Source organism: Paenibacillus dokdonensis (assembly GCF_004916975.1).
In the GTDB taxonomy this organism is placed as follows: Bacteria; Bacillota; Bacilli; order Paenibacillales; family Paenibacillaceae; genus Paenibacillus_AQ; species Paenibacillus_AQ dokdonensis.
On record NZ_STGQ01000001.1, the window covers coordinates 2,770,731 to 2,789,450 of the forward strand.

An 18,720-nucleotide genomic window follows, 5' to 3' on the forward strand; every position below is an offset into this window, starting at 1 on the left:
AAAAAAGAGCCGACTGCTGTAATTCGCAGCCGGCCGAAACAGCTGTGTTAAGTTAGTAAGAAATCGGTGTGTCTACCTTACCTTGAATATGGGCAAGCAATACGAGAATTTGGGCAGCCTCAGCTTTGGTGACCGCTTTTGCAGGATCAAATTTATCATCCTTGACCGTCATCAGTCCGAGCTTCAGTACAAGCTCCACGGCTCCCTTATTTTGTATAGATGCCGCATCGGACAAGCTCATGACCTTCGGATCCGCGTTATAGTACTTGGACAGTTGGTCGTAATGTAAAATGTCGATGATCATATCAGCCAGCTTTTCCCGAGTTAGCTTCTGCTCCGGATGAAGCTCGCTGGACTTCGTATTCCGGAGCCAACCGCGGTCAGTGAACACCAGAGTTGCATGGGCATACGGACTTTCTGCGGCAACATCCTTATACTGTGTACCTAGTCGACCTGCATCATAATAATTTTGATCCGGCATAACCGCTTTTGAGAACATATTCATCATGTCCCCATAAGACAGCTCCGCATCCGGGTGGAGCAGACCATCGCTCCCCGGAGTAATGACGTTGTAATCAAGAAGTATGGCAAGATCCTTGCTTGCGCTGTGAGAAACAACATCCGACGGCAGGTTAGCAGGGTCTCCCTTATCCTTTGTTGTAGAGTAGCCATATAATTCACTTTTCCCCGTAACCGCATTCAGAAATGGAAGGGAACGTTCACCATCGAATGTGGGCACGTAACTCAGTGATACGGTTGGTTCCAAGTATCTGGTCTCCGTGTAGTAGCCTCCGTCAGCGGTATATCTCAGCTCGGCCCCCAGAGATTCCTTATACGTATGGAGTGCGTCCTCAAGGGTAACTTTCGCCGTAAGGGAGTCCAGATCTTTTTCAAAGCCGTCAGAGAGCAAGGAACCCATACTGTAGGACAGGAGCTTGCCGCTGCCATCCATAGCGACCGTTACCTGCTGGTTATATACCGGAAGATCCTTGTAGAATCGCTGGAATACAAATCTATACGAGGTTTTGCCATCCGTCTTGTCTGTTGAAGACTCATTGGAAAGCTTAAGCACTTTGGCCGCCTCAGGGTAGTAACGGGAAACCAGGTCAATCGCTTTTTCACGGGCTTTCGATTCTGAAATAACGGCTGTGCTGCTCTGTGATTCCTTGCTGCTCTTCGAATCTTCACCGTTCTTCATGCCCATAGAATATATGGCGACATTATAATTGATAAGCTGCCCGGTATCGGCATCCACCATCATATGGATACTGTCGTTCCCCATACCCATCATGCTGCGGTTATCCCAGTTTAAATTCCAAACCTGCTTGCTCGCATCCATCCAGTAGTTTGAAAGGTTAGTGGACAATGTGTAATCCTTACCCGAAGGTGCAAAATCGGCAAACAGCTGCTGCGCTTCCTTCGATGTTAATGTCTTGCCCTGATGTGCTCTAAAGGAATTCGGAGACGCCGGAAGCGCCGTATATTCCAATGCCTTGGGTACCGTTGTTTCGGACCTCGTGATGGAGTTCAATCTTTTACCCGTAAGGGCATCCATTGTGGTCAGGTAAGGAGCCGGTATGTATGCTAGCTGCCAGTCCATTTTCGAATTGGGAGAGGCGAAAAAATCATTAAAAGGTACATAGGCCAATGTAAGGGACAGATCCTGCTTGTACGCGTTTACAGCTTCGGATTGTGATATGGACGGTTTAGCTGAAGGGTACTTTTGGATATCCGTGGCCGAACGATTGTAACTGAATATCCGGCCTTTGCCGTCAATGCCAATATTAATGAATTCTCCATCAGAAGGGATACCGTTTATTTTGATATTGTAATTAAAATTGTATGTAACAGGTCCAAATAACGCTTTGGAGGTGTTATATATCAAACCCGTAGAATTTATCAATTCTCCGGCTTGCAGGGATGGAGCAGCTTGCGCGATAAAATCCCTTGCTAATTTCTCGGCCTTTTCCTTCGTGATCTCTGCAGGATAATAAGCACTTTCTTCACCGGAAAGATTATATGGCTGATAATAGCTGAGTACATCGCCGGTCACTGCGTCGACTCCTGTGCTCATGCCGTACGTGGTGTTCCCTTTTGTAATGGTCCAGTTGAACATCCATTCGGATTGATGACCAGGCATGTTCTCCGTTTCCGAATAACTGGAATTTTCCAGTTTGGCATCTTTAAGTGCCGGAAACAATGTTATCATTGTTTGCTGTGCTTGCTCCTTCGAGATCTTTGCATTTTCTCCTGAAGTCTGGGTATTGGTGACAACGTTGCTCTCCTTAACTACCGCGAATCCAGTTCCGCTTGCCGTAGAGGCAGCCGCCCATACCGGAATCTGAAGAAGACTCAACCCAATGGTACTTGCAAGAACGGTTTTGGCCACCATTTTTGTGGAAATCCTCTTTTGGGCTTGTCTTGCAGACATCTTGCTGAGTTTCATCTTTTCAACCTCCCAATTTCCAATTTAAACCAAAATTATTATAACATACCCTTTCATTTTACGCAGTTTACTTGAGTTCATGTTTAAAATGTTTTATGCTGAAACCGTAACTTTCGTAAAGGGGAGATTTCAATGAAAAAATCAAAGCAATATAAGCCAGCGAAATCCGCTCAGGCCAATCAACCTGCACCGGTCCTCGGAGGCCGAATATCATGGAGCCGCAAACCAATGACTCAGGTAGTCGCCAACAAAAAAGCGGAACAGCGCCGCTCGTGGTGCCGAAAAGGCACAGACGACGGCGCTGTTTTTTTATCTGATTGGATTCCCGGACATATCTCGCAGTTGACGGCCTAATCGTTTGATCCCCTCATCAATCTCTTCGATGCCAATGGATGCATAGGTTAACCGCAGTTTTCCCCCTCCTTCACCGAACACCGATCCCGGATAGAAGCTTATCCCGTACTGAATAGCCTTTTCGATCCATGCCTTCTCAGAAACGACAGCATGTTCATCTTTCAAACGAAGCCAGAGATAATATCCACCCGCAGGTGCATCAGGCGCGATAAGCTCAAGATACTCTCCAGCCTCACGATGAATGGCCTGCAGCATGTGTTCCCTTCTTCTGGACAGTTCCTTTCTCACCCTATCCAAATGTGTATCCAAACCCTCCTCATTCAGAAAATAATGTGCCAAACGCTCCCCCATATGACTTGTGCTGTAGCCCATACGGTTTTTTGCCTCCGCCAGCCTTCGAATGACTTGTTCAGGAGCGGCAACGTATCCCATTCTCATACCGGGTGTTGATATCTTGGAAAGGGTACCTATATAAATGACGTACTGGCTTTTCTGATCCATGGATTTGATAGAGGGAACCATCGGCGATGCGTTGCTGAAATGAAGGAGACTGTAAGGATCATCTTCAACAAGTGGAATATTGAGCTGCTCGCATATTTCCAGTAGCTTCTGACGTCGCGATGTGGACATTGTGGTACCCGTCGGATTTTGATAAGTGGGATTGGTGAATACCATGCGTACGCCAAACTGCTGATAAAGTGTGGGCAGCTGCTCAGGAATCAAACCTTCCTCATCAACCTCCAGTTTGACCATGCGCAGCCCCTCCTCTGCAAAGACCTGCATCGAATATAAGTAGGACGGACCCTCGACTGCAATGGCATCCCCAGGCTGCAGCAGTGTCCGGGCAATCAGGTAGAGAGCATGCTTAACGCCGCTTGTGACCAGGATATTTGCGGAATCCGAATGAATATTCATTCGCGCAGACAAGAACTGGGCTAGAGTTTCCCTGAGCTGCACATCCCCTCGCCAGTCTTCGAAATAACTGAAGGGAACATCATAGTTCAGCTGCTGCGAAGCCTGATGCAGCAATGACAGCGGCATCAGATCGGGAGACAGTTCCCCTCGGATCATATGGATGATATCTTGATGACCAAGTGATTGATGTGCCAGGTTACGTATCGGTTCGGATGCATCATACACCACTCTGCGGTTGTATCGCTGCCAATGAGGTTGTCTGACCGGCTTCGTCTCCCACATGAAACCACTCACCCGTGTACCGCTTCCCTGCCGTGATTCAATTAATCCCGATGATCGAAGCTCATCATAAGCCGTTGTGACCGTACTTCGGTTTACGGATAGCTTGCGGGCTAGATCTCGCTCGGTCGGCAGCTTAGCTCCGCTTTGAAGCGTTCCGCTTCGGATTTGGTTCTCAAAATGGATATAGATTTGTTTATACACAGGTATCTCGCCCGAATGCTCTGGCTTCCAATTCACCGCGTTCCCTCCCCCTATGCTGACATTATATATGCAATCCGAATTGGTTTGGGGAATATTCTGCCAATTGGCTGGTTAAAGCCAGGTCAAATCATTGTATACTGGCAAAAAACAACTCAATGCAAGGGATGCAAACACGACGGAGGGAGATTGTCCATGCTGTGGAGAGAGAAAAAATATGCCTGGTTTTTACTGATATTTCTGTGGTGCTTCGGCTTTGCCGGATCACTGAGCCGGTTCGTCATTTCATATTACCAGGGTGAGATAACATCCAGTCTTGGTGTAGGGAGAAATTTTCTGGGTACGACCTGGTCGGTTGCGACATTTATCGGCGCGTTATGTGCACCGCTTGGCGGGCTGCTTGTGGACCAATTCGGTGTCAAAAAGGTGATGGTGCTCGTGAGCAGCTGCCAAATCCTTTCGATCATTACTGTGCTGACCCTTCAGAATGAGCTCGGCTATTTTATCGGAAATGGATTATTCGCGGGATTTGTCGGTCTTGGGGCTTCTACCAGCTATGTGCTGATTACAGGCTGGTTCCGGCATCACCGGGCCAAAGCTTTGGCTGTACTCGGAAGCTCAACATCTCTTGGCTTTGCTGTAATGGTACCGGTTCTTGCCAATTGGGAAGGACTCAATTGGATTAAGGTCTATCAAGTGCTGCTTCTGATCAGTCTGATCTTTATTCCCTGCATTTTTTTTATACTGCGTGAACATCAAAAAGCGGATAGTATTGACGAAGATTACGTTACTGCTATGCCCTCCTCACCCGAGTCTACAAACAAACCTACACCGAAGTGGCTCACGGGTATGAGGTTATTCACGCAAATGCTCAGGCATCCGGTATACCTCGTCGTCGCATTCGGTATTCTCACTTGCGGAATCAGTATGGGAACGGTGGAAATGAACCTGGTTGCCATTCACCAGCAGGCACATGTCTCCACAGCAATGATCTCATCCGCAATGAGTCTGCTTGGCCTGCTCGAGGTATTCGGTGGTATTACATTTTCCTTCCTGCTGGATCATACCTCCAGAACCAAAGCGTTAGCCATTTTATATCTTCTAAGAACAGCGGCATTCACCTTGCTGATACTCCATTTCCCAATTTCGCCTGTTTTGTTCTCGCTGATCTTTGGTGCCACTTATGTTGGAGCCGTTCCGGGAGCAATCCTTGTAGCCAGAGAGTCTCTGGGCGGGACAGATAAAAATATGGGTCTGCACACGGGAATTCTGCTGCTGGTTCATCAGCTTGGCGGGGGGCTGGCTGCCATGGGAGGCGGATTCAATTTTGACTATGCCCATAATTATCAGATTCTGATCGGATTGAATCTTCTCTTAAGTCTGCTAGTATGTGCTGGATACTTTAGAGTACAATCCCGTAATAAGGCTGAGACTGCTGCGGAATCCTTGGCTCAATAAACCAGAGTAAAATGCAAACAGGGCTGTTTCTCCGCTGTGCATCCGCGAAAAACAGCCCTGCAATAAAGAATAAACGATTGATATTAGTAAGCAGTCCAACCCGAATCGGCTGTAATCACCGTACCGTTCACAAAGCTCGAATCATCAGAAGCCAGGAACAATGCCACTTTGGCAATTTCTTCAGGCTTGCCGTTTCTTTGGTTCGTACCTATTCCAGCCATAGCCTTTTTCATGCCAATGGATTCCATGTTCATCTCGCCTGCATCAGCCATAATATTTGTTTCTACGCCGCCCGGAGCGATTGCATTACAGCGAATTCCTGCATCGGCATATTGAAAGCCTACGTTTTTAGTCAGACCCACGACAGCATGTTTGGAAGCTGTATAGGCAGCGCCAGCACGGGATCCAAATAATCCGCCGACTGAAGCGGTGTTGACGATAACGCCTTTGCCCTGCTTGATCATGATAGGCAGTGCTTTACGGATGGCACGCATAGGACCGGTAGCGTTAACCCCGATTACTCTTTCCCACAGCTCATCAGTAAGCTCTGTAACCGGTGTCATTTTATCCATGATACCTGCGTTGTTTACCAGCACATCCAGTGATCCATAAGTATTCACAGCGGTATCAATCATGTTTTGCACGTCTTCTTCTTTAGCAACGTTGGCGATTACGCCTACAGCGTTACCTCCGTTTTCCTTCACCTGAGCTACAACCTGGTCTAATGAAGCTTGCGAAATGTCGGCAAGAACCAGCTTTGCTCCTTCCTGCGCGAACAGCAGTGCCATCTCTTTACCCATGCCGGAGCCTGCACCCGTAATTACAGTAACTTTGTCTTGAAGTTTCATTGTATATACCTCCCATGGCATTGAATTAGACAACAGAGTGTCTATAATGATTGTAACGCTAGTACAACAACGGTACAAACATCATTTTGTCCGAAAATGTCTATTTCCACCATCAAAGATACTCACAAGGAGCGACTATATGAATCCGCGTGTTCTTAAGACCAGAAAATCCATTATGAATGCCTTCCATGATTTGATGACAGAGAAAAAATATGAATCCATTACCATTCGCGATATTGTTCAACGTGCCGGTATTAACCGGTCTACCTTCTATCTGCATTTCCTGGATAAAGAGGATTTGATGGAGCAGAATTCAAATTTCATACTTGAAAAGCTCCGGGAAGCCATACAATACCCCACGTTCAGCCTTGAAGCTGCACAGCGTGATTATGAGGAGCGGCAGCAGCCCATTTCTTCGTTGATCGCTTTTTTCAATCATATCCAGGAGTACTTCAAATTCTATTCCGTCATGCTTGGTGAAAAGCAATTTCCGCAGCAATTGGATGAGGTAATCAAAGAAGAGCTATTGAAATTTTCACTTGATAAAGTCCGATGCGCTTACAATGCAGGCGGGTTGATCGGTCTCATACGGTACTGGGTTTCAACAAAAATGCAAGAATCTCCAGAGCATATGGCCAAATGGGTGACGCAGATGCTGCTTTTTCCTTATAGTCAGATGGAGGAATAGATTCAAGCTGACCACTGTAATTAAATGCCGGAATTCCCAGCTGCAGAAGTGAGCGACTAAGAATAACCTCGGCAAGCTCAATCTGACTGCCCTCCCTCAGCTCTTCCTCTACGAGTCTAACGCCCCCCTCCAGATCACCGTATTTTTCATCGTTCACGGAATTTTTACACTGTACAAATACAGAGCATACGGTATGCCTTTAAAATCAAGCTGACCGCTGCTGATCAAATACCACAATCGATATTCGATATATCGGTCACTTTCAAATATTTCCCGTTCAAATAATGTTGAAACCACAGCGCCCGCCCTTACATAACCGTTCTTTACGAGCTCCTTATCATCCGATTGCTGCAATGAGCGGACCGTATGGAGAATTTCGGCGTCGAAAGCATCTTCTTCAAGACCAACGATCTCTCCATTCATCCACATACGAAGAGTGTCTGTTGTTATCGATAGCACCTCCCAGTCCTTAACCAATGCACCCTTCGTCTTTTCTTCGATCAGTTGAGCAGACTCAAATTGATTCATCATCTCTGTTAAGGCTTCCATGGGGACATGTCCAACATATTTCGGCTCAAGCGCTGGTTCAAACCTCTCCGCCACTTCTTTATACAGTTGCGTAACATTCAGGATATGTATGTCGTTCGTTTTACCACGTAAAGCATACATGGTTAGCCTTGCAGACACTTGATCATGTGCGTTGTCGCCAACCCAGAGATAGATCCGGCAGTTCTCTGGAATGCTGCTCAGCTTACTCATAAAATGATCAACTCGGTTTTCCCTATCCATTAGGCTGCGATACATCTGGTCATTAAAGCGTTCCATCATCCATCGCTCCCGCTTAAGTCGTCCCTGCTCTAGATGCAGCTGCAAGATCGGTCCGTAGGAATAAAAATCATCCAATTGAATGACTCGGCTCTCCATCCTTTTTTCACATTTACTTAAAGCAACTTTTACTGAGCCCGCACCTGTAGAGCTAAAAACCACATGCACATTGATTTTACGGTCCAAACGATCCTGTTCTTCACGCTGTACATCATTTAAGATACTTAACAGCTCTTCAGCCAACTTTTCATTCCCATTTTCCTGTAAGCCTTGCCAGGCACGCTCGACCATCCTTATCAGCAGGTTTCTTCTGAGATTATCATTCATGGTCATTAACATGTCTTTTCCATTTTGCATCATTTACCTCCTTATAATTACAGATAATACCTGTTATTCTATTAATAGTATAATATAATCATCACGTTAAACTCCATTTTAGAAATTGTAAAAAAAAACCTGCATGGATTTCTTCTTGCACATCGTCTAACTACATAGGATACCCAAACAAGCAGTGTTCCCCGACCTTAGTCCAGCATGTAAACCGGACCACGGTCCGTTTTGAAGATACACAATCCATCATACACTGATTATATGGGTTACGTTATCTTACATAAGACTGAACACTGAATATTTAACAGGATATATATCTCCCGTTAGAACATAAGCTGCCTTCATCAAGAAGGAGCATCCAATATAAAAGATCGAAGGTGAACGTATGCGCAAGAAAAGAGTGTTGATCCTGTCTGAAGGTTTTGGAAGCGGGCATACTCAGGCCGGTTATGCGCTGGCTGCAGGCATGAAAAGAATGAATCCGAATATTCAGACCAAAGTAATCGAGCTGGGCTCCTTCTTGAATCCTACCGTGGCACCCTGGATTCTCTCTGCCTACCGTTTAACGATTCACACCAATCCCGGCCTTGTTGGGTTACTTTACCGCAAGCAGCACGACAAACCACTGAGCAAATTGACCACGATGGCACTGCATAGGCTTTTTTATCATCATACGGCTGAAATTATCGAGCACTTAAGACCTGATTTAATCGTGAGTACGCATCCGATTCCAACCAATATCATTTCCCGGCTAAAAGCAGCCGGACTTGATATCCCACTCTATACAGTAATTACAGACTATGATGCTCATGCGTCGTGGATTAACGCCGAGGTCGACCGTTTCCTTGTTTCAACGGACAGCGTGCGCCAACTGCTGCTTGATCGGGGCGTTTATCCGAGTAATGTTCAGGTTACAGGAATTCCGGTACATCCGGATTTCTGGTCAACTGAAGACAAGGCATCCGTCAGAAGAAAGCTGAACATTAAAAATATGCCTACGGTATTCATCATGGGCGGTGGTTGGGGGTTGGTCTCGAACAATCAGCTTACCGAGCAGTTGATCCAATGGAAGGAACATGTTCAGCTCGTTTTCTGTCTTGGCAGCAATCAGAAACTGCTCGACAAAATGAAAAACGATCCGAAATTCCAGCATGAGAACATTGTGCTTATGGGTCACACGCGTGAAATCAGCAAATGGATGGACGCGTCCGATCTGCTTGTTACTAAGCCGGGCGGAATGACATGCACCGAGGCATTGGCCAAGGGACTGCCCATGCTGTTCTGTGAATCCCTTCCGGGCCAGGAAGAGATGAACCGCGAATATTTTGTCACACGCGGCTATGGCGAGGCGCTCAAGAATGAGAATGTGATTGAAGATTGGCTCTGCAAGCTTGCCTGCGGTGAGAAGATCGACATGCAGCGCGGATCACAACGAACTTCAATGCCTTTTGATTCGAATGGCACAGATTCCTATAATCCCAGCCGCTGTGCCACTGAGCTTGTCAACATGCTGGATTATACGGCTCAGCAAGCTAACATGCTAACGACTCACGGAATCCCTGTGGGTATATAAAAAAGGAGAGCCTTGAAGGCTCTCCTTTTATTTTACACGCCGGATTTTATGGTTCCCTCAGGTTCCATCTGGTTCGTCATTTCCTTAATACGCTGTTCGACAAGTTCTACGGCTTCTTCAATCGTCTTGAATTGAATCGCAGGAATCTGATCGAACGCTTCTCCGTACGTCTGAGAAGTATGTGCATATCTCGGATCATAATAGGATTCAAGCAACAGCTCAACAGCACGGCCGAATTGTGAGGTCAGCAAGCTTGCCTCAATTTCTTGGGCAATGGGTGTATGAATCCGCGATTTGATCTGAAGAAAAGCCTTTAAGCTCAGTTCCTTATGTTCTTTCGGCCGGTAGTCGTTCAAAATGTTCGTCACCCGTAAGGCCGTAGGAGCTTCAAGCATAATATGTGTCCCCTGCTCTTTCTTATCAATCAGGAACTCGGGCAGTACCACTTTTCCAATACGCTTGCTCTCCGCTTCAATCAGAATGTAAGGCTCGTCACGGTAGCGGAGGATCTCCTCTAAAAGGAGCGAATCAAAGGTCTTCTGATTATTGCTCTTCAGTCCAATCTCACCGAAAATAGAACCTCTGTGACCCGCCAATCCTTCCAAATCGACAACCGGATATCCTTTCCCTTTCAGCACTTTGAGAATTTCGGTTTTTCCGGTTCCCGTATTGCCATGAAGCACAAAGACCTTCGGGGCAAAATCCATCATACCCAGCGTCTCAACGACCCATTTCCGGAATGAGCGATAGCCTCCATCGAGCCGGTAGACATGAATACCCATGAGTGAAAGTACCGTTGCCGTCGTTCTGCTTCGCATACCACCACGCCAGCAAAAAACAGTTTTATTTCCTTTGATTTCCGCAAAACGTTTTACAAATGCGGGCAGCTTGGCAGACATGATCTCCAGGCCCCGCTCTTTAGCTTCCTGTGTGCTGACTTGTTTATAAAGCGTGCCGATTTCGGCCCGTTCTTCATCTGTGAAAAAAGGTATATTAATGCTGCCCGGTATCGTGGAATCCGCAAATTCAGATGGCGACCTGACATCAATGATAGTCATTTCATTTTTAGCTCGAAGTTCATTTAGCTTCTCTATCGATATGTCTTGAAACATAAGGCACTCCCTATTCGATCACAATTTGTCCGATACCACTGGATGTAACTTCACCGATAATTTTGGCTTCCACACCCGCGCTCACCATCTCCTGATGCAATGCGTCCGCCTCTTCTGCGCTTACCGAGATCAGCAGTCCACCTGAAGTGACGGCATCACACAGAATCCAGCGGTCGATCTGATCCATTTGCTCAGGGAAAAGAACACTATCCTCAACATGGTTATAATTGTTTTTGGATCCGCCGGGTACCAGACCCTGTTCAGCCAACTCACGCACACGTGGAAGTACCGGTACATCATCCTTGCGAATACGGATTTCCACTCCGCTGCCCTTAGCCATTTCCAACGAATGCCCCATCAACCCGAATCCGGTCACGTCTGTGCAGGCATGAACATCATACTTTTCCATGACTTCAGCAGCTTGTTTGTTCAGCGTCGACATCACCTGGGTTACTCGTGCAATTTCTTCAGCTGAAAGCTTATCATTTTTAATGGAAGTCGTCATGATGCCTACGCCAATCGGCTTGGTCAGGATGATCTTATCGCCTACCTTGGCTCCGGCGTTGCTGCGTACTCTATCAGGATGGACAAGACCTGTGACCGCTAAACCGAATTTAGGCTCTTTATCGTCAATAGAGTGGCCACCTACCAAGGTCGCTCCAGCTTCCTTCACTTTATCTCCTGCTCCCCGTAAAATCTCGGACAAAATACGTTTATCCAGGGTGGAAATCGGGAATGCCACGATATTTAATACCGTTAAAGGCTTGGCGCCCATTGCATAAATATCACTGATCGCATTCGCTGCAGCAATTTGTCCAAAAGAATACGGATCGTCAACAATGGGGGTGAAAAAATCGAGTGTTTGCACCAGGGCCAGCTCATCGTTTAGCTTGTACACGCCTGCGTCATCACTCGTATCCAGACCAACCAACAGGTTAGGATTCGGCTCTGCCGGCGGAAGATTGCGAAGTACCTGGTTCAAATCGGCAGGACCGATCTTGCAGCCACAGCCTCCTTTGCTTGATAGAGAGGTTAATTTAATATTGAATTCAGAATCCATTAATTCTGCACGACCTTTCATGGATATATTTTAAAGTTATAATATTAGGTAGTTCTTTCTACTGCATAAATCGTACACATCCACCGGTAAAAAGGCAAATCAGATCGGGTACGTAATGCTCTTCATCACAGCAAAGAGCAGGATATCGAGCTTCCCGCATTAATTGCGCGGCCGTCTATCCTGCGTAACATTGCAATCCTATGATCAATTATACCTTGATTTCGGCATTATTTGGACACTGGAATCGAACTGCCAAAATATTGCTCCAATGTAGTCGAGCGGCTTGCAACTGTCTGGGCAATCTTGGTCCCGATATAACGCAGATGCCAAGGCTCATATTTGTAGCCTGTGATCGAATCCTTACCTTCCGGATAGCGGACGATGAAGCCATATTCATGTGCATGCTTGGCCAGCCATTTGGCTTCCTTGGTTCCTGCGAAGCAGCTTTCCGCAGCACATTTGCCGGTGCTCCCCGACACGTCAATGGTCAGACCCGTCTGATGCTCGCTGTGACCCGGACGGGCACTGTACGTGTCTGCAGCTTTCACTCCGTCACGCTTAACATAGTTATTATACAACGTGGTTTGACGTGACTCTGAACGGTAGGCGGACACACCTGCCAGGCTTACACCGTCTTTTTTAGCGCCTGCGAACAGCTTTTCAAGTGCAGTCGCAGCTTCCTTGCGCATTTTGCGTTTGTCGACCTTTTCCGAGAAAGTGAAGGGTACATTCGGGTATACCAGGTCTGGCGGCACATAACCTGCAGGAAGGCGGTAGGTTTTGTTCACCAATACATTCATACTTTCCGGATTCGATACGACATGCTCTACGTTATATGTGTTGACAAATTCCGTTTTCCCGCCCGTTTTGCCGGAACCTTTCACAGAAGCATCCGAATCCGATTTGGAACCCGCTGATGGTTTGGAATCCGTATTTTTAGAATTTACATTTTTCGCCGTTTGCGTTTGACCGGTTGACTTGCCAGCTTCATTGGACTTTGGCTGATTACTGCTAGTCTTGCTGTCCTGAGTCTTCGTTGTGCTTTCACTCACGGTTCCTTTAACTGCAGTAGTAACGGATGCTTCCGTCTGGCCACTCTTCTGAGGCGAAAGCGCGGGTGTTTTCTCCACAACCTCTCCATCAGCTGCAGGTGTCCAGTGTTTGTCCCATGCGAGGAAACCTCCTGCTACAATTAGAACGGCCACTATAAAAGTGACCACATATTTACGCATATGCGTTCACCTCTCTCTCCCATGTTGACTCCATAAGTAAACATTGAATTACATATCTTCGACACGATGAATCTACAAATCTATGAAACTTCTATTTCATTATACGACAAAAAAAGACCCGATCAAATCATTGATCAGGTCTTTTACAGAAGAACTGCGATATGTAGCCTCGGTTAATCGGCCGTTTTCAGACGTTTCTGCATAAATACGAGCTCTGACGCAAGTCTCTGGATTCTTTCCAGCACATCAGGGTCATTAATTTCCTTAAATTCATTATAATGATCATCATGCACATACACATAGCCCGGTGCCACGTAAGATCGGAAGAAACCCGCAATCGGCTTCAGCTGATTTTCAATGACAAGATAGTGCTGATATGTCCCCCCGGTAGCTACGAATCCGAGCACCTTTTGCTGTAATGCCGATGTCGGAATCAGGTCAAACAAATTCTTCAACACACCTGACATCGAGGCTTGATAAATAGGTGTTCCGATCAGACAAAAGTCACTGGAAATGACACTGTCGATCACTTTCTTGGTATCACCGGTATAAGCAGACGGATCACGTCCGTCACAAAACTGGACATCATATTCCTTCATATCCAGCAGCTCCGTTTCGATCTCCGGATCAATTTTCTTTACTTCTTCCAGTACTTTTTGTACGACGATGGCTGTTTTGCTCCCAATAATCGCACCCGATATACCAACCAGCTTCATGAAGGCAGTCTCCTTTTCTGATGTGATTCGCTTGATTTTGCCGGTAAATGGGAGATTCCTTCAGCGGTTGTCTGCCATTTCAGTCAGGATGCCAAGGTTGCATCTGTTTTCCCTTTTCCGTCAAATTGAAGCTTAAGTATTTCAATAAAAATAGCCGGCTGACTTACATGTCAGCCTCTTGTTCATCTGTATTCACAAAAAAGTAAGCGGTCATCGCTAACCGTTCCATCATCTGTTCACGCAGCATTTTATCCTCGACGACTTCGTCCATCGCCTGCTGCATACAGCTTAGCCAAGCCGTTGCTCGGTCAGGTGTGATCGGAAACCCAATATGTCTTGCTCTCATACGCGGATGACCTTCTTTCATCGTGTATAGCTGAGGCCCTCCAAAGTATTGTGTCAGGAACATCTCCTGCTTTTCCATGACCGGATTAATGTCCTCCGGAAACAAGGGAGCCAGAAGTGGATGAGCGACAACTCTCGGATAAAAAGCTTCCACAATGGCGTGGATGGTTGGAGCACCGCCCACCTGCTCGTAATAGGATATTGGACGTTCGGAGTTTGTACGTCGCCCTTGGGATGCTTCGGCATTTGGATTATGTTCTGGACTCAATGAGAAAATGAGCCTCCCTTCCATATTAGACAGCATATTTTATACAGATTGAACGCAGTCCGTATTTGTCTTCGCTCATTCTAAATTATATAAAATGAACTAAAGTATGCTCCACGCTTCTGTATTTGAAATGGTCTGCCTTTTCTTTAGTTCAATTTCATTTAGTAAACATAAATGTATATTAATTATTATAATCCCAGAATCGCTTTGTCAAGAGTTCTGCACGAATATTGTTTAACTTTTTATACATATATGTTGACTATATGCGAAGCGTGTTCTACAATTACCGTGTCATAATTTGTACAGATGTAGCGGAGATGACATCTCTAATTGCCTTTATTAGCTTGGCTTCCGCGTCATAAACGTGGTAAAGTCATTTTATTGCTGTGATGGTTGTACACTAAATTATGGCCATACTGTGTTAACAGATAGATAGAGAATTGAAGGTGAAAAGAATTGACAAAGGATGATCTGGTCGCAGCGATCGCCCACATCAAGGATATTGAACATCAGCTGCCGCTGACAGAGGTTGGCTTGATTCGTGATATCACCACGAACAAGGATCATGCCGCTCTTACCGTATTACTCGCACCGGAACTGGTGTCCCGCGAGGAAGAACTAAGAGAGCAGATCACAAGCTCACTACAAAAGACAGGAATTACCGATGTTCATATACGCTTTAAACATATTTCAAATGAAGAAAAAAATGATATTATAGCTATAAAGCTAAATAAATCGGTGCGCCGTGCTCCAACGTTGATGAATTCACCTTTGGTAGCCGGAGACTCCGGCGTTTCTTTCATAGCTATTGCGAGCGGTAAGGGCGGAGTCGGGAAATCAACCGTCACTGTCAACCTTGCGGCTGCTTTAGTTAAACAAGGAAAGCGCGTGGGTATTATTGATGCCGACATCTACGGATACAGTATTCCGCAAATGCTGGGAATTAAAGAACTGCCGCAAAAACAAGGCAATCGCATCGCTCCTGTAGAAAGCCATGGCATCAAGGTGATTTCAACCGGATTTTTCGTACAAGGCAACAAGCCGGTGGTATGGCGCGGGCCAATGCTTGGCAAAATGCTCGGTACTTTCCTGAATGAAGTGGAATGGGGTCCGCTGGATTACATGATCCTGGATCTGCCTCCAGGAACAGGTGACATCGCGCTGGATATGCATAACCGGATTCCACATTGCGAAGAAATCCTGGTAACCACTCCCCATCCGACAGCGAACCATGTTGCCGCACGGGCCGGTGAAATGGCTGTACAAACGAATCATCCCATTCTGGGTGTGGTTGAAAATATGTCCTATTTCACGGATCCCGCAGGTGAACGGCATTATCTATTCGGACGCGGCGGCGGTCAAAAGCTGGCTGATGAGCTGAACACGAAGCTGCTTGCGGAAGTACCTATTCAATCCTTGGATGCTCAGGAAGGCGTTGACCCCACTACCCCTACTCTGTTTACAGAAAGCAGTGAGCAGTGGCATATTTTTATGGAATTAGCAGCGAGCGTCATTAAATCACAACAAAAGGTTAACTAATATGAAAGGGTGAAAAGAAATGTCTTACGTTATTACTTCGGCTTGTATCGATGAGAAAGCAGCCGATTGCGTTGATGTTTGTCCAGTAGATTGCATCGAGGAAGGTGCAGACCAATATTTTATCGACACTGACATTTGCATTGAATGCGGCGCTTGCGAGGTAGCTTGCCCGGTTGGTGCGGTGTATTACGATACGGATTTGCCAGAAGAAGAAAAGAGCTTTATTGCTAAAGCTGAGAACTTCTACAAATCCAAATAAGGGTCAGACTATACAATTTGAGTGGTTCAGCCTGCTGATCCTGATATCGGCAGGCTGTTTAATACTCGGCTAAGACTTTAATGAATTAACAGCAGAACAGGCGGTGATGAAAAATGGACCAACAACTGGATATTTCAACCCGGGACAAAATCCTGCAGCTGCTGAAGACCAAAGGTGATCTCAGTGCAAAGGAAATCACCGAGTTTATCGGTATCACGAGCATGGCTGTTCGCAGGCACATCAATACTCTGGAAAAGGATGGCTTAATTGAATCGAAAACGATTCGCCAGCCGATGGGTCGCCCCACTGCGATATACCATTTGACGGAACAGGCCGAAACCTTTTTTCCGAACAAGTATCATGCATTAACTTTGGATCTGCTCGGTGAGCTTGAATTGGACGCCGGATCGGATATGGTTGACCGCTTATTCGACCGCCGCGGCGAATCTCTCCGGAAGAATCATGCAGAGAAGATGCACGGAAAATCTTTTGCCGAGAAAGTCGAGGTTCTGGCTGAAATTCAGAATGAGAACGGTTATATGGTCGAACTAGAGAAAAACAGTGAGAATGAATACACTTTAATGGAATTCAACTGCCCAATCTCCCAGATCGCAAAAAAATACAATCATGCCTGCACCTGCGAGATGAAGATGTTCGAATCTCTTCTCGGAGCCGAAGTGGGCCGAACGGAATGCTTGGCCAAGGGCGATAAGAAATGTGTGTATACGATTAAAAATAAAATGGAACTCTCGCATTGATCCCGAATTTATTTCGGAAGTTCAATACGGAGTTCCTTTTTTTATGTTCTTATTCCACCGGATCGTCGGATTCCACTAAGAGCTGTAAAGCAGCCATTTTATTTTCCCAGAACCGTTCAAAATAGCCATACCAGCGTTTTAGTTCCACTAGAGGCTCCGGATCAAGCCGATATCGGTTCTCACGCCCTACTCTTCTCTCTTTTACCAATCCCGCTTCAGACAAGATGCGAAGATGTTTGGACACGGCTGTCCGGCTCATGGGAAAATGTCCGCTTATCATGGTCACCGGCATTTCCTTGTCGGCTAACAGCTTAAGCAGCTTGCGGCGGGTAGGATCGGCAATCGCTTGAAAGACATCATGCTTTACTTGCGGTTCTCCCATGACTAGCCTTCAACATAAGCGCCCAGTTTTTTATGCAGTCCAGCCCAACCCTGATCCATGACTCCGCGAACTGTGGTATGAGGTTGTCCGAATTCGGTAACCAAAGCTTCGTTCCAGCCGGAATGTATGATAGTTACTTCCGTTTTCCCATCCATATCCTTCAATTCAAAGGTAAGCGTCCAGTCTTTTCCCCAGTCAAAAGAAAGTCGTCTTGGCGGGTCAATTTCCGTGACTTTGCATGGTGACATGCCGTAAGGCCCTGCATTGATATGGAATTCGTATCCGATAATTGGCTCGAAATCATTCGGCATAAACCAAGCCTCAAGGCCCTCCGAAGTGGAAACAGCCTCCCAAACCTTCTGAATGTTTGCGTTGAATACGCCTGTATGCCGGATATCCGGCAGTGCATCTTTATTTTGAGTTTCCATATTATTTCCTCCTAAAATTTACTTTTTGGTTTATTTTTTCTTGGACTGAACCAGATCAACATGACGGAACCGGAGCGCAGACCATTTCTCATCCACTGCGACGTTGCTGACAGGTCGATATGGAGCGATGGATTCCACAAGCTTCCATAAGCTGTCCCGGTTAATATCCGTTTTCACCTTGGAAGTCTGTTTCGGATAAGTGATCCAAAAAACTGCATCCTCAGCCAACCTTGAAATAGCTTGCGGTACCCATTCATGGACTTGCTCTGCATTATTGACGAATAGTTGAATGAAGGCAGCCTTTGAGTCAGAGCTCTCTGATTCAATTGCTAAATCATATCCCTCCGGAGCATTTAATACCAATGCATGTCCATTCTTATATCGCAGTTTCTTCAAAAGCTCTTCGTTTGACATAGTACCTATCCTTTCTTACGAAATGAAACCATTTGGTTTCGTATATATTATATACAACCATTTGGTTTCATATCAAGTATGAATATCTTCCTTTTCCCCCACTTCGCTTTGACCTGTTTTTTTGCGATGAAGCATGGCCGCACAGACTAATTCATTCATAAGCTTCATACGCTGTAAAATAACATTTTCAAAAATTGGTGAAATCCGCCGTTACGATGGAATACATCGCTAAGGAGGTGAAATCATTCCTCTTATCGTCAGAGCCACATTCAACGCAACAGGTGCAGTTA

The 18,720-nt window shown here is 46.1% G+C and carries 19 protein-coding genes; 7 read left to right on the top strand and 12 right to left on the bottom strand.

What is annotated here, in order from left to right; all coding sequences use genetic code 11:
- Positions 1 to 52: 52 nt before the first annotated feature.
- Positions 53 to 2,446, bottom strand: coding sequence for a YcdB/YcdC domain-containing protein (locus E6W40_RS12805; protein WP_136605802.1), 2,394 nt, complete (start codon positions 2,444 to 2,446; stop codon positions 53 to 55).
- Between the two features lie 132 nt (positions 2,447 to 2,578).
- Between E6W40_RS12805 and E6W40_RS12810 the strand changes: the two genes are divergently transcribed.
- Entirely contained in the window at positions 2,579 to 2,800 is a 222-nt protein-coding gene (locus E6W40_RS12810) for a hypothetical protein (protein ID WP_136605803.1), read from the top strand.
- Here E6W40_RS12810 and pdxR read toward each other — a convergent pair.
- Positions 2,756 to 4,234, bottom strand: a complete 1,479-nt coding sequence (gene pdxR, locus E6W40_RS12815; RefSeq protein WP_136605804.1) for a MocR-like pyridoxine biosynthesis transcription factor PdxR — start codon at positions 4,232 to 4,234, stop codon at positions 2,756 to 2,758. The genes E6W40_RS12810 and pdxR overlap by 45 nt on opposite strands.
- Positions 4,235 to 4,390: 156 nt before the next feature.
- Here pdxR and E6W40_RS12820 point away from each other — a divergent pair, with 156 nt between their 5' ends.
- Entirely contained in the window at positions 4,391 to 5,653 is a 1,263-nt protein-coding gene (locus E6W40_RS12820; protein WP_168928913.1) for an MFS transporter, read from the top strand.
- Between the two features lie 83 nt (positions 5,654 to 5,736).
- Here the strand turns inward: E6W40_RS12820 and E6W40_RS12825 are convergent, their stop codons facing one another.
- Positions 5,737 to 6,501, bottom strand: a complete 765-nt coding sequence (locus E6W40_RS12825) for an SDR family oxidoreductase (RefSeq protein WP_136605806.1) — start codon at positions 6,499 to 6,501, stop codon at positions 5,737 to 5,739.
- Between the two features lie 139 nt (positions 6,502 to 6,640).
- On the opposite strand from E6W40_RS12825, the gene E6W40_RS12830 reads away from it, so the two are divergent.
- Complete coding sequence (locus E6W40_RS12830) at positions 6,641 to 7,189, top strand: TetR/AcrR family transcriptional regulator (protein WP_168928914.1); 549 nt, start codon at positions 6,641 to 6,643, stop codon at positions 7,187 to 7,189.
- A gap of 153 nt (positions 7,190 to 7,342) precedes the next feature.
- Here E6W40_RS12830 and E6W40_RS12835 read toward each other — a convergent pair whose 3' ends face one another.
- Positions 7,343 to 8,374, bottom strand: a complete 1,032-nt coding sequence (locus tag E6W40_RS12835) for a DUF1835 domain-containing protein (RefSeq protein ID WP_136605808.1) — start codon at positions 8,372 to 8,374, stop codon at positions 7,343 to 7,345.
- Between the two features lie 355 nt (positions 8,375 to 8,729).
- On the opposite strand from E6W40_RS12835, the gene E6W40_RS12840 reads away from it, so the two are divergent.
- Complete coding sequence (locus E6W40_RS12840) at positions 8,730 to 9,917, top strand: MGDG synthase family glycosyltransferase (RefSeq protein WP_136605809.1); 1,188 nt, start codon at positions 8,730 to 8,732, stop codon at positions 9,915 to 9,917.
- A 32-nt stretch (positions 9,918 to 9,949) separates the two neighbouring features.
- Here E6W40_RS12840 and mnmH read toward each other — a convergent pair whose 3' ends face one another.
- From mnmH to E6W40_RS12865, 5 genes are all read right to left on the bottom strand, one after another.
- Complete coding sequence (gene mnmH / locus E6W40_RS12845; protein WP_136605810.1) at positions 9,950 to 11,029, bottom strand: tRNA 2-selenouridine(34) synthase MnmH; 1,080 nt, start codon at positions 11,027 to 11,029, stop codon at positions 9,950 to 9,952.
- Positions 11,030 to 11,039: 10 nt separating this feature from the next.
- On the bottom strand, positions 11,040 to 12,089 hold the full coding sequence (gene selD / locus E6W40_RS12850; protein WP_136606976.1) for a selenide, water dikinase SelD: 1,050 nt from the start codon (positions 12,087 to 12,089) through the stop codon (positions 11,040 to 11,042).
- 227 nt (positions 12,090 to 12,316) lie between these two features.
- Positions 12,317 to 13,321, bottom strand: coding sequence for a M15 family metallopeptidase (locus tag E6W40_RS12855; protein ID WP_136605811.1), 1,005 nt, complete (start codon positions 13,319 to 13,321; stop codon positions 12,317 to 12,319).
- A 173-nt stretch (positions 13,322 to 13,494) separates the two neighbouring features.
- On the bottom strand, positions 13,495 to 14,037 hold the full coding sequence (locus tag E6W40_RS12860) for an NADPH-dependent FMN reductase (RefSeq protein WP_136605812.1): 543 nt from the start codon (positions 14,035 to 14,037) through the stop codon (positions 13,495 to 13,497).
- A 163-nt stretch (positions 14,038 to 14,200) separates the two neighbouring features.
- Entirely contained in the window at positions 14,201 to 14,584 is a 384-nt protein-coding gene (locus E6W40_RS12865; protein ID WP_246073078.1) for a globin domain-containing protein, read from the bottom strand.
- 522 nt (positions 14,585 to 15,106) lie between these two features.
- On the opposite strand from E6W40_RS12865, the gene E6W40_RS12870 reads away from it, so the two are divergent.
- From E6W40_RS12870 to E6W40_RS12880, 3 genes are all read left to right on the top strand, one after another.
- The gene (locus E6W40_RS12870; protein ID WP_281281455.1) at positions 15,107 to 16,189 is read left to right on the top strand and encodes an Mrp/NBP35 family ATP-binding protein; all 1,083 of its coding nucleotides are present in this window, start codon (positions 15,107 to 15,109) and stop codon (positions 16,187 to 16,189) included.
- Positions 16,190 to 16,208: 19 nt separating this feature from the next.
- Positions 16,209 to 16,448, top strand: coding sequence for a DUF362 domain-containing protein (locus tag E6W40_RS12875; RefSeq protein WP_136605813.1), 240 nt, complete (start codon positions 16,209 to 16,211; stop codon positions 16,446 to 16,448).
- 113 nt (positions 16,449 to 16,561) lie between these two features.
- A complete protein-coding gene (locus E6W40_RS12880) occupies positions 16,562 to 17,206 on the top strand; it encodes a helix-turn-helix transcriptional regulator (RefSeq protein WP_136605814.1) in 645 nt (214 codons plus the stop codon).
- A gap of 49 nt (positions 17,207 to 17,255) precedes the next feature.
- Here E6W40_RS12880 and E6W40_RS12885 read toward each other — a convergent pair whose 3' ends face one another.
- From E6W40_RS12885 to E6W40_RS12895, 3 genes are read right to left on the bottom strand one after another with little or no spacing between them, the layout of a single operon-like run.
- A complete protein-coding gene (locus E6W40_RS12885) occupies positions 17,256 to 17,588 on the bottom strand; it encodes an ArsR/SmtB family transcription factor (protein WP_136605815.1) in 333 nt (110 codons plus the stop codon).
- A 2-nt stretch (positions 17,589 to 17,590) separates the two neighbouring features.
- The gene (locus E6W40_RS12890) at positions 17,591 to 18,016 is read right to left on the bottom strand and encodes an SRPBCC family protein (RefSeq protein WP_136605816.1); all 426 of its coding nucleotides are present in this window, start codon (positions 18,014 to 18,016) and stop codon (positions 17,591 to 17,593) included.
- A gap of 30 nt (positions 18,017 to 18,046) precedes the next feature.
- Positions 18,047 to 18,430, bottom strand: a complete 384-nt coding sequence (locus tag E6W40_RS12895; RefSeq protein ID WP_136605817.1) for a hypothetical protein — start codon at positions 18,428 to 18,430, stop codon at positions 18,047 to 18,049.
- Positions 18,431 to 18,720 lie beyond the last annotated feature (290 nt).

Bases quoted from the DNA above. Each gene is read 5' to 3' on its own strand.
- E6W40_RS12805 (WP_136605802.1), bottom strand. From the start codon at position 2,446: ATGAAACTCAGCAAGATGTCTGCAAGACAAGCCCAAAAGAGGATTTCC.
- E6W40_RS12810 (WP_136605803.1), top strand. From the start codon at position 2,579: ATGAAAAAATCAAAGCAATATAAGCCAGCGAAATCCGCTCAGGCCAAT.
- E6W40_RS12820 (WP_168928913.1), top strand. From the start codon at position 4,391: ATGCTGTGGAGAGAGAAAAAATATGCCTGGTTTTTACTGATATTTCTG.
- E6W40_RS12825 (WP_136605806.1), bottom strand. From the start codon at position 6,501: ATGAAACTTCAAGACAAAGTTACTGTAATTACGGGTGCAGGCTCCGGC.
- E6W40_RS12830 (WP_168928914.1), top strand. From the start codon at position 6,641: ATGAATCCGCGTGTTCTTAAGACCAGAAAATCCATTATGAATGCCTTC.
- E6W40_RS12835 (WP_136605808.1), bottom strand. From the start codon at position 8,374: ATGATGCAAAATGGAAAAGACATGTTAATGACCATGAATGATAATCTC.
- E6W40_RS12840 (WP_136605809.1), top strand. From the start codon at position 8,730: ATGCGCAAGAAAAGAGTGTTGATCCTGTCTGAAGGTTTTGGAAGCGGG.
- mnmH (WP_136605810.1), bottom strand. From the start codon at position 11,029: ATGTTTCAAGACATATCGATAGAGAAGCTAAATGAACTTCGAGCTAAA.
- selD (WP_136606976.1), bottom strand. From the start codon at position 12,089: ATGGATTCTGAATTCAATATTAAATTAACCTCTCTATCAAGCAAAGGA.
- E6W40_RS12855 (WP_136605811.1), bottom strand. From the start codon at position 13,321: ATGCGTAAATATGTGGTCACTTTTATAGTGGCCGTTCTAATTGTAGCA.
- E6W40_RS12860 (WP_136605812.1), bottom strand. From the start codon at position 14,037: ATGAAGCTGGTTGGTATATCGGGTGCGATTATTGGGAGCAAAACAGCC.
- E6W40_RS12875 (WP_136605813.1), top strand. From the start codon at position 16,209: ATGTCTTACGTTATTACTTCGGCTTGTATCGATGAGAAAGCAGCCGAT.
- E6W40_RS12880 (WP_136605814.1), top strand. From the start codon at position 16,562: ATGGACCAACAACTGGATATTTCAACCCGGGACAAAATCCTGCAGCTG.
- E6W40_RS12885 (WP_136605815.1), bottom strand. From the start codon at position 17,588: ATGGGAGAACCGCAAGTAAAGCATGATGTCTTTCAAGCGATTGCCGAT.
- E6W40_RS12890 (WP_136605816.1), bottom strand. From the start codon at position 18,016: ATGGAAACTCAAAATAAAGATGCACTGCCGGATATCCGGCATACAGGC.
- E6W40_RS12895 (WP_136605817.1), bottom strand. From the start codon at position 18,430: ATGTCAAACGAAGAGCTTTTGAAGAAACTGCGATATAAGAATGGACAT.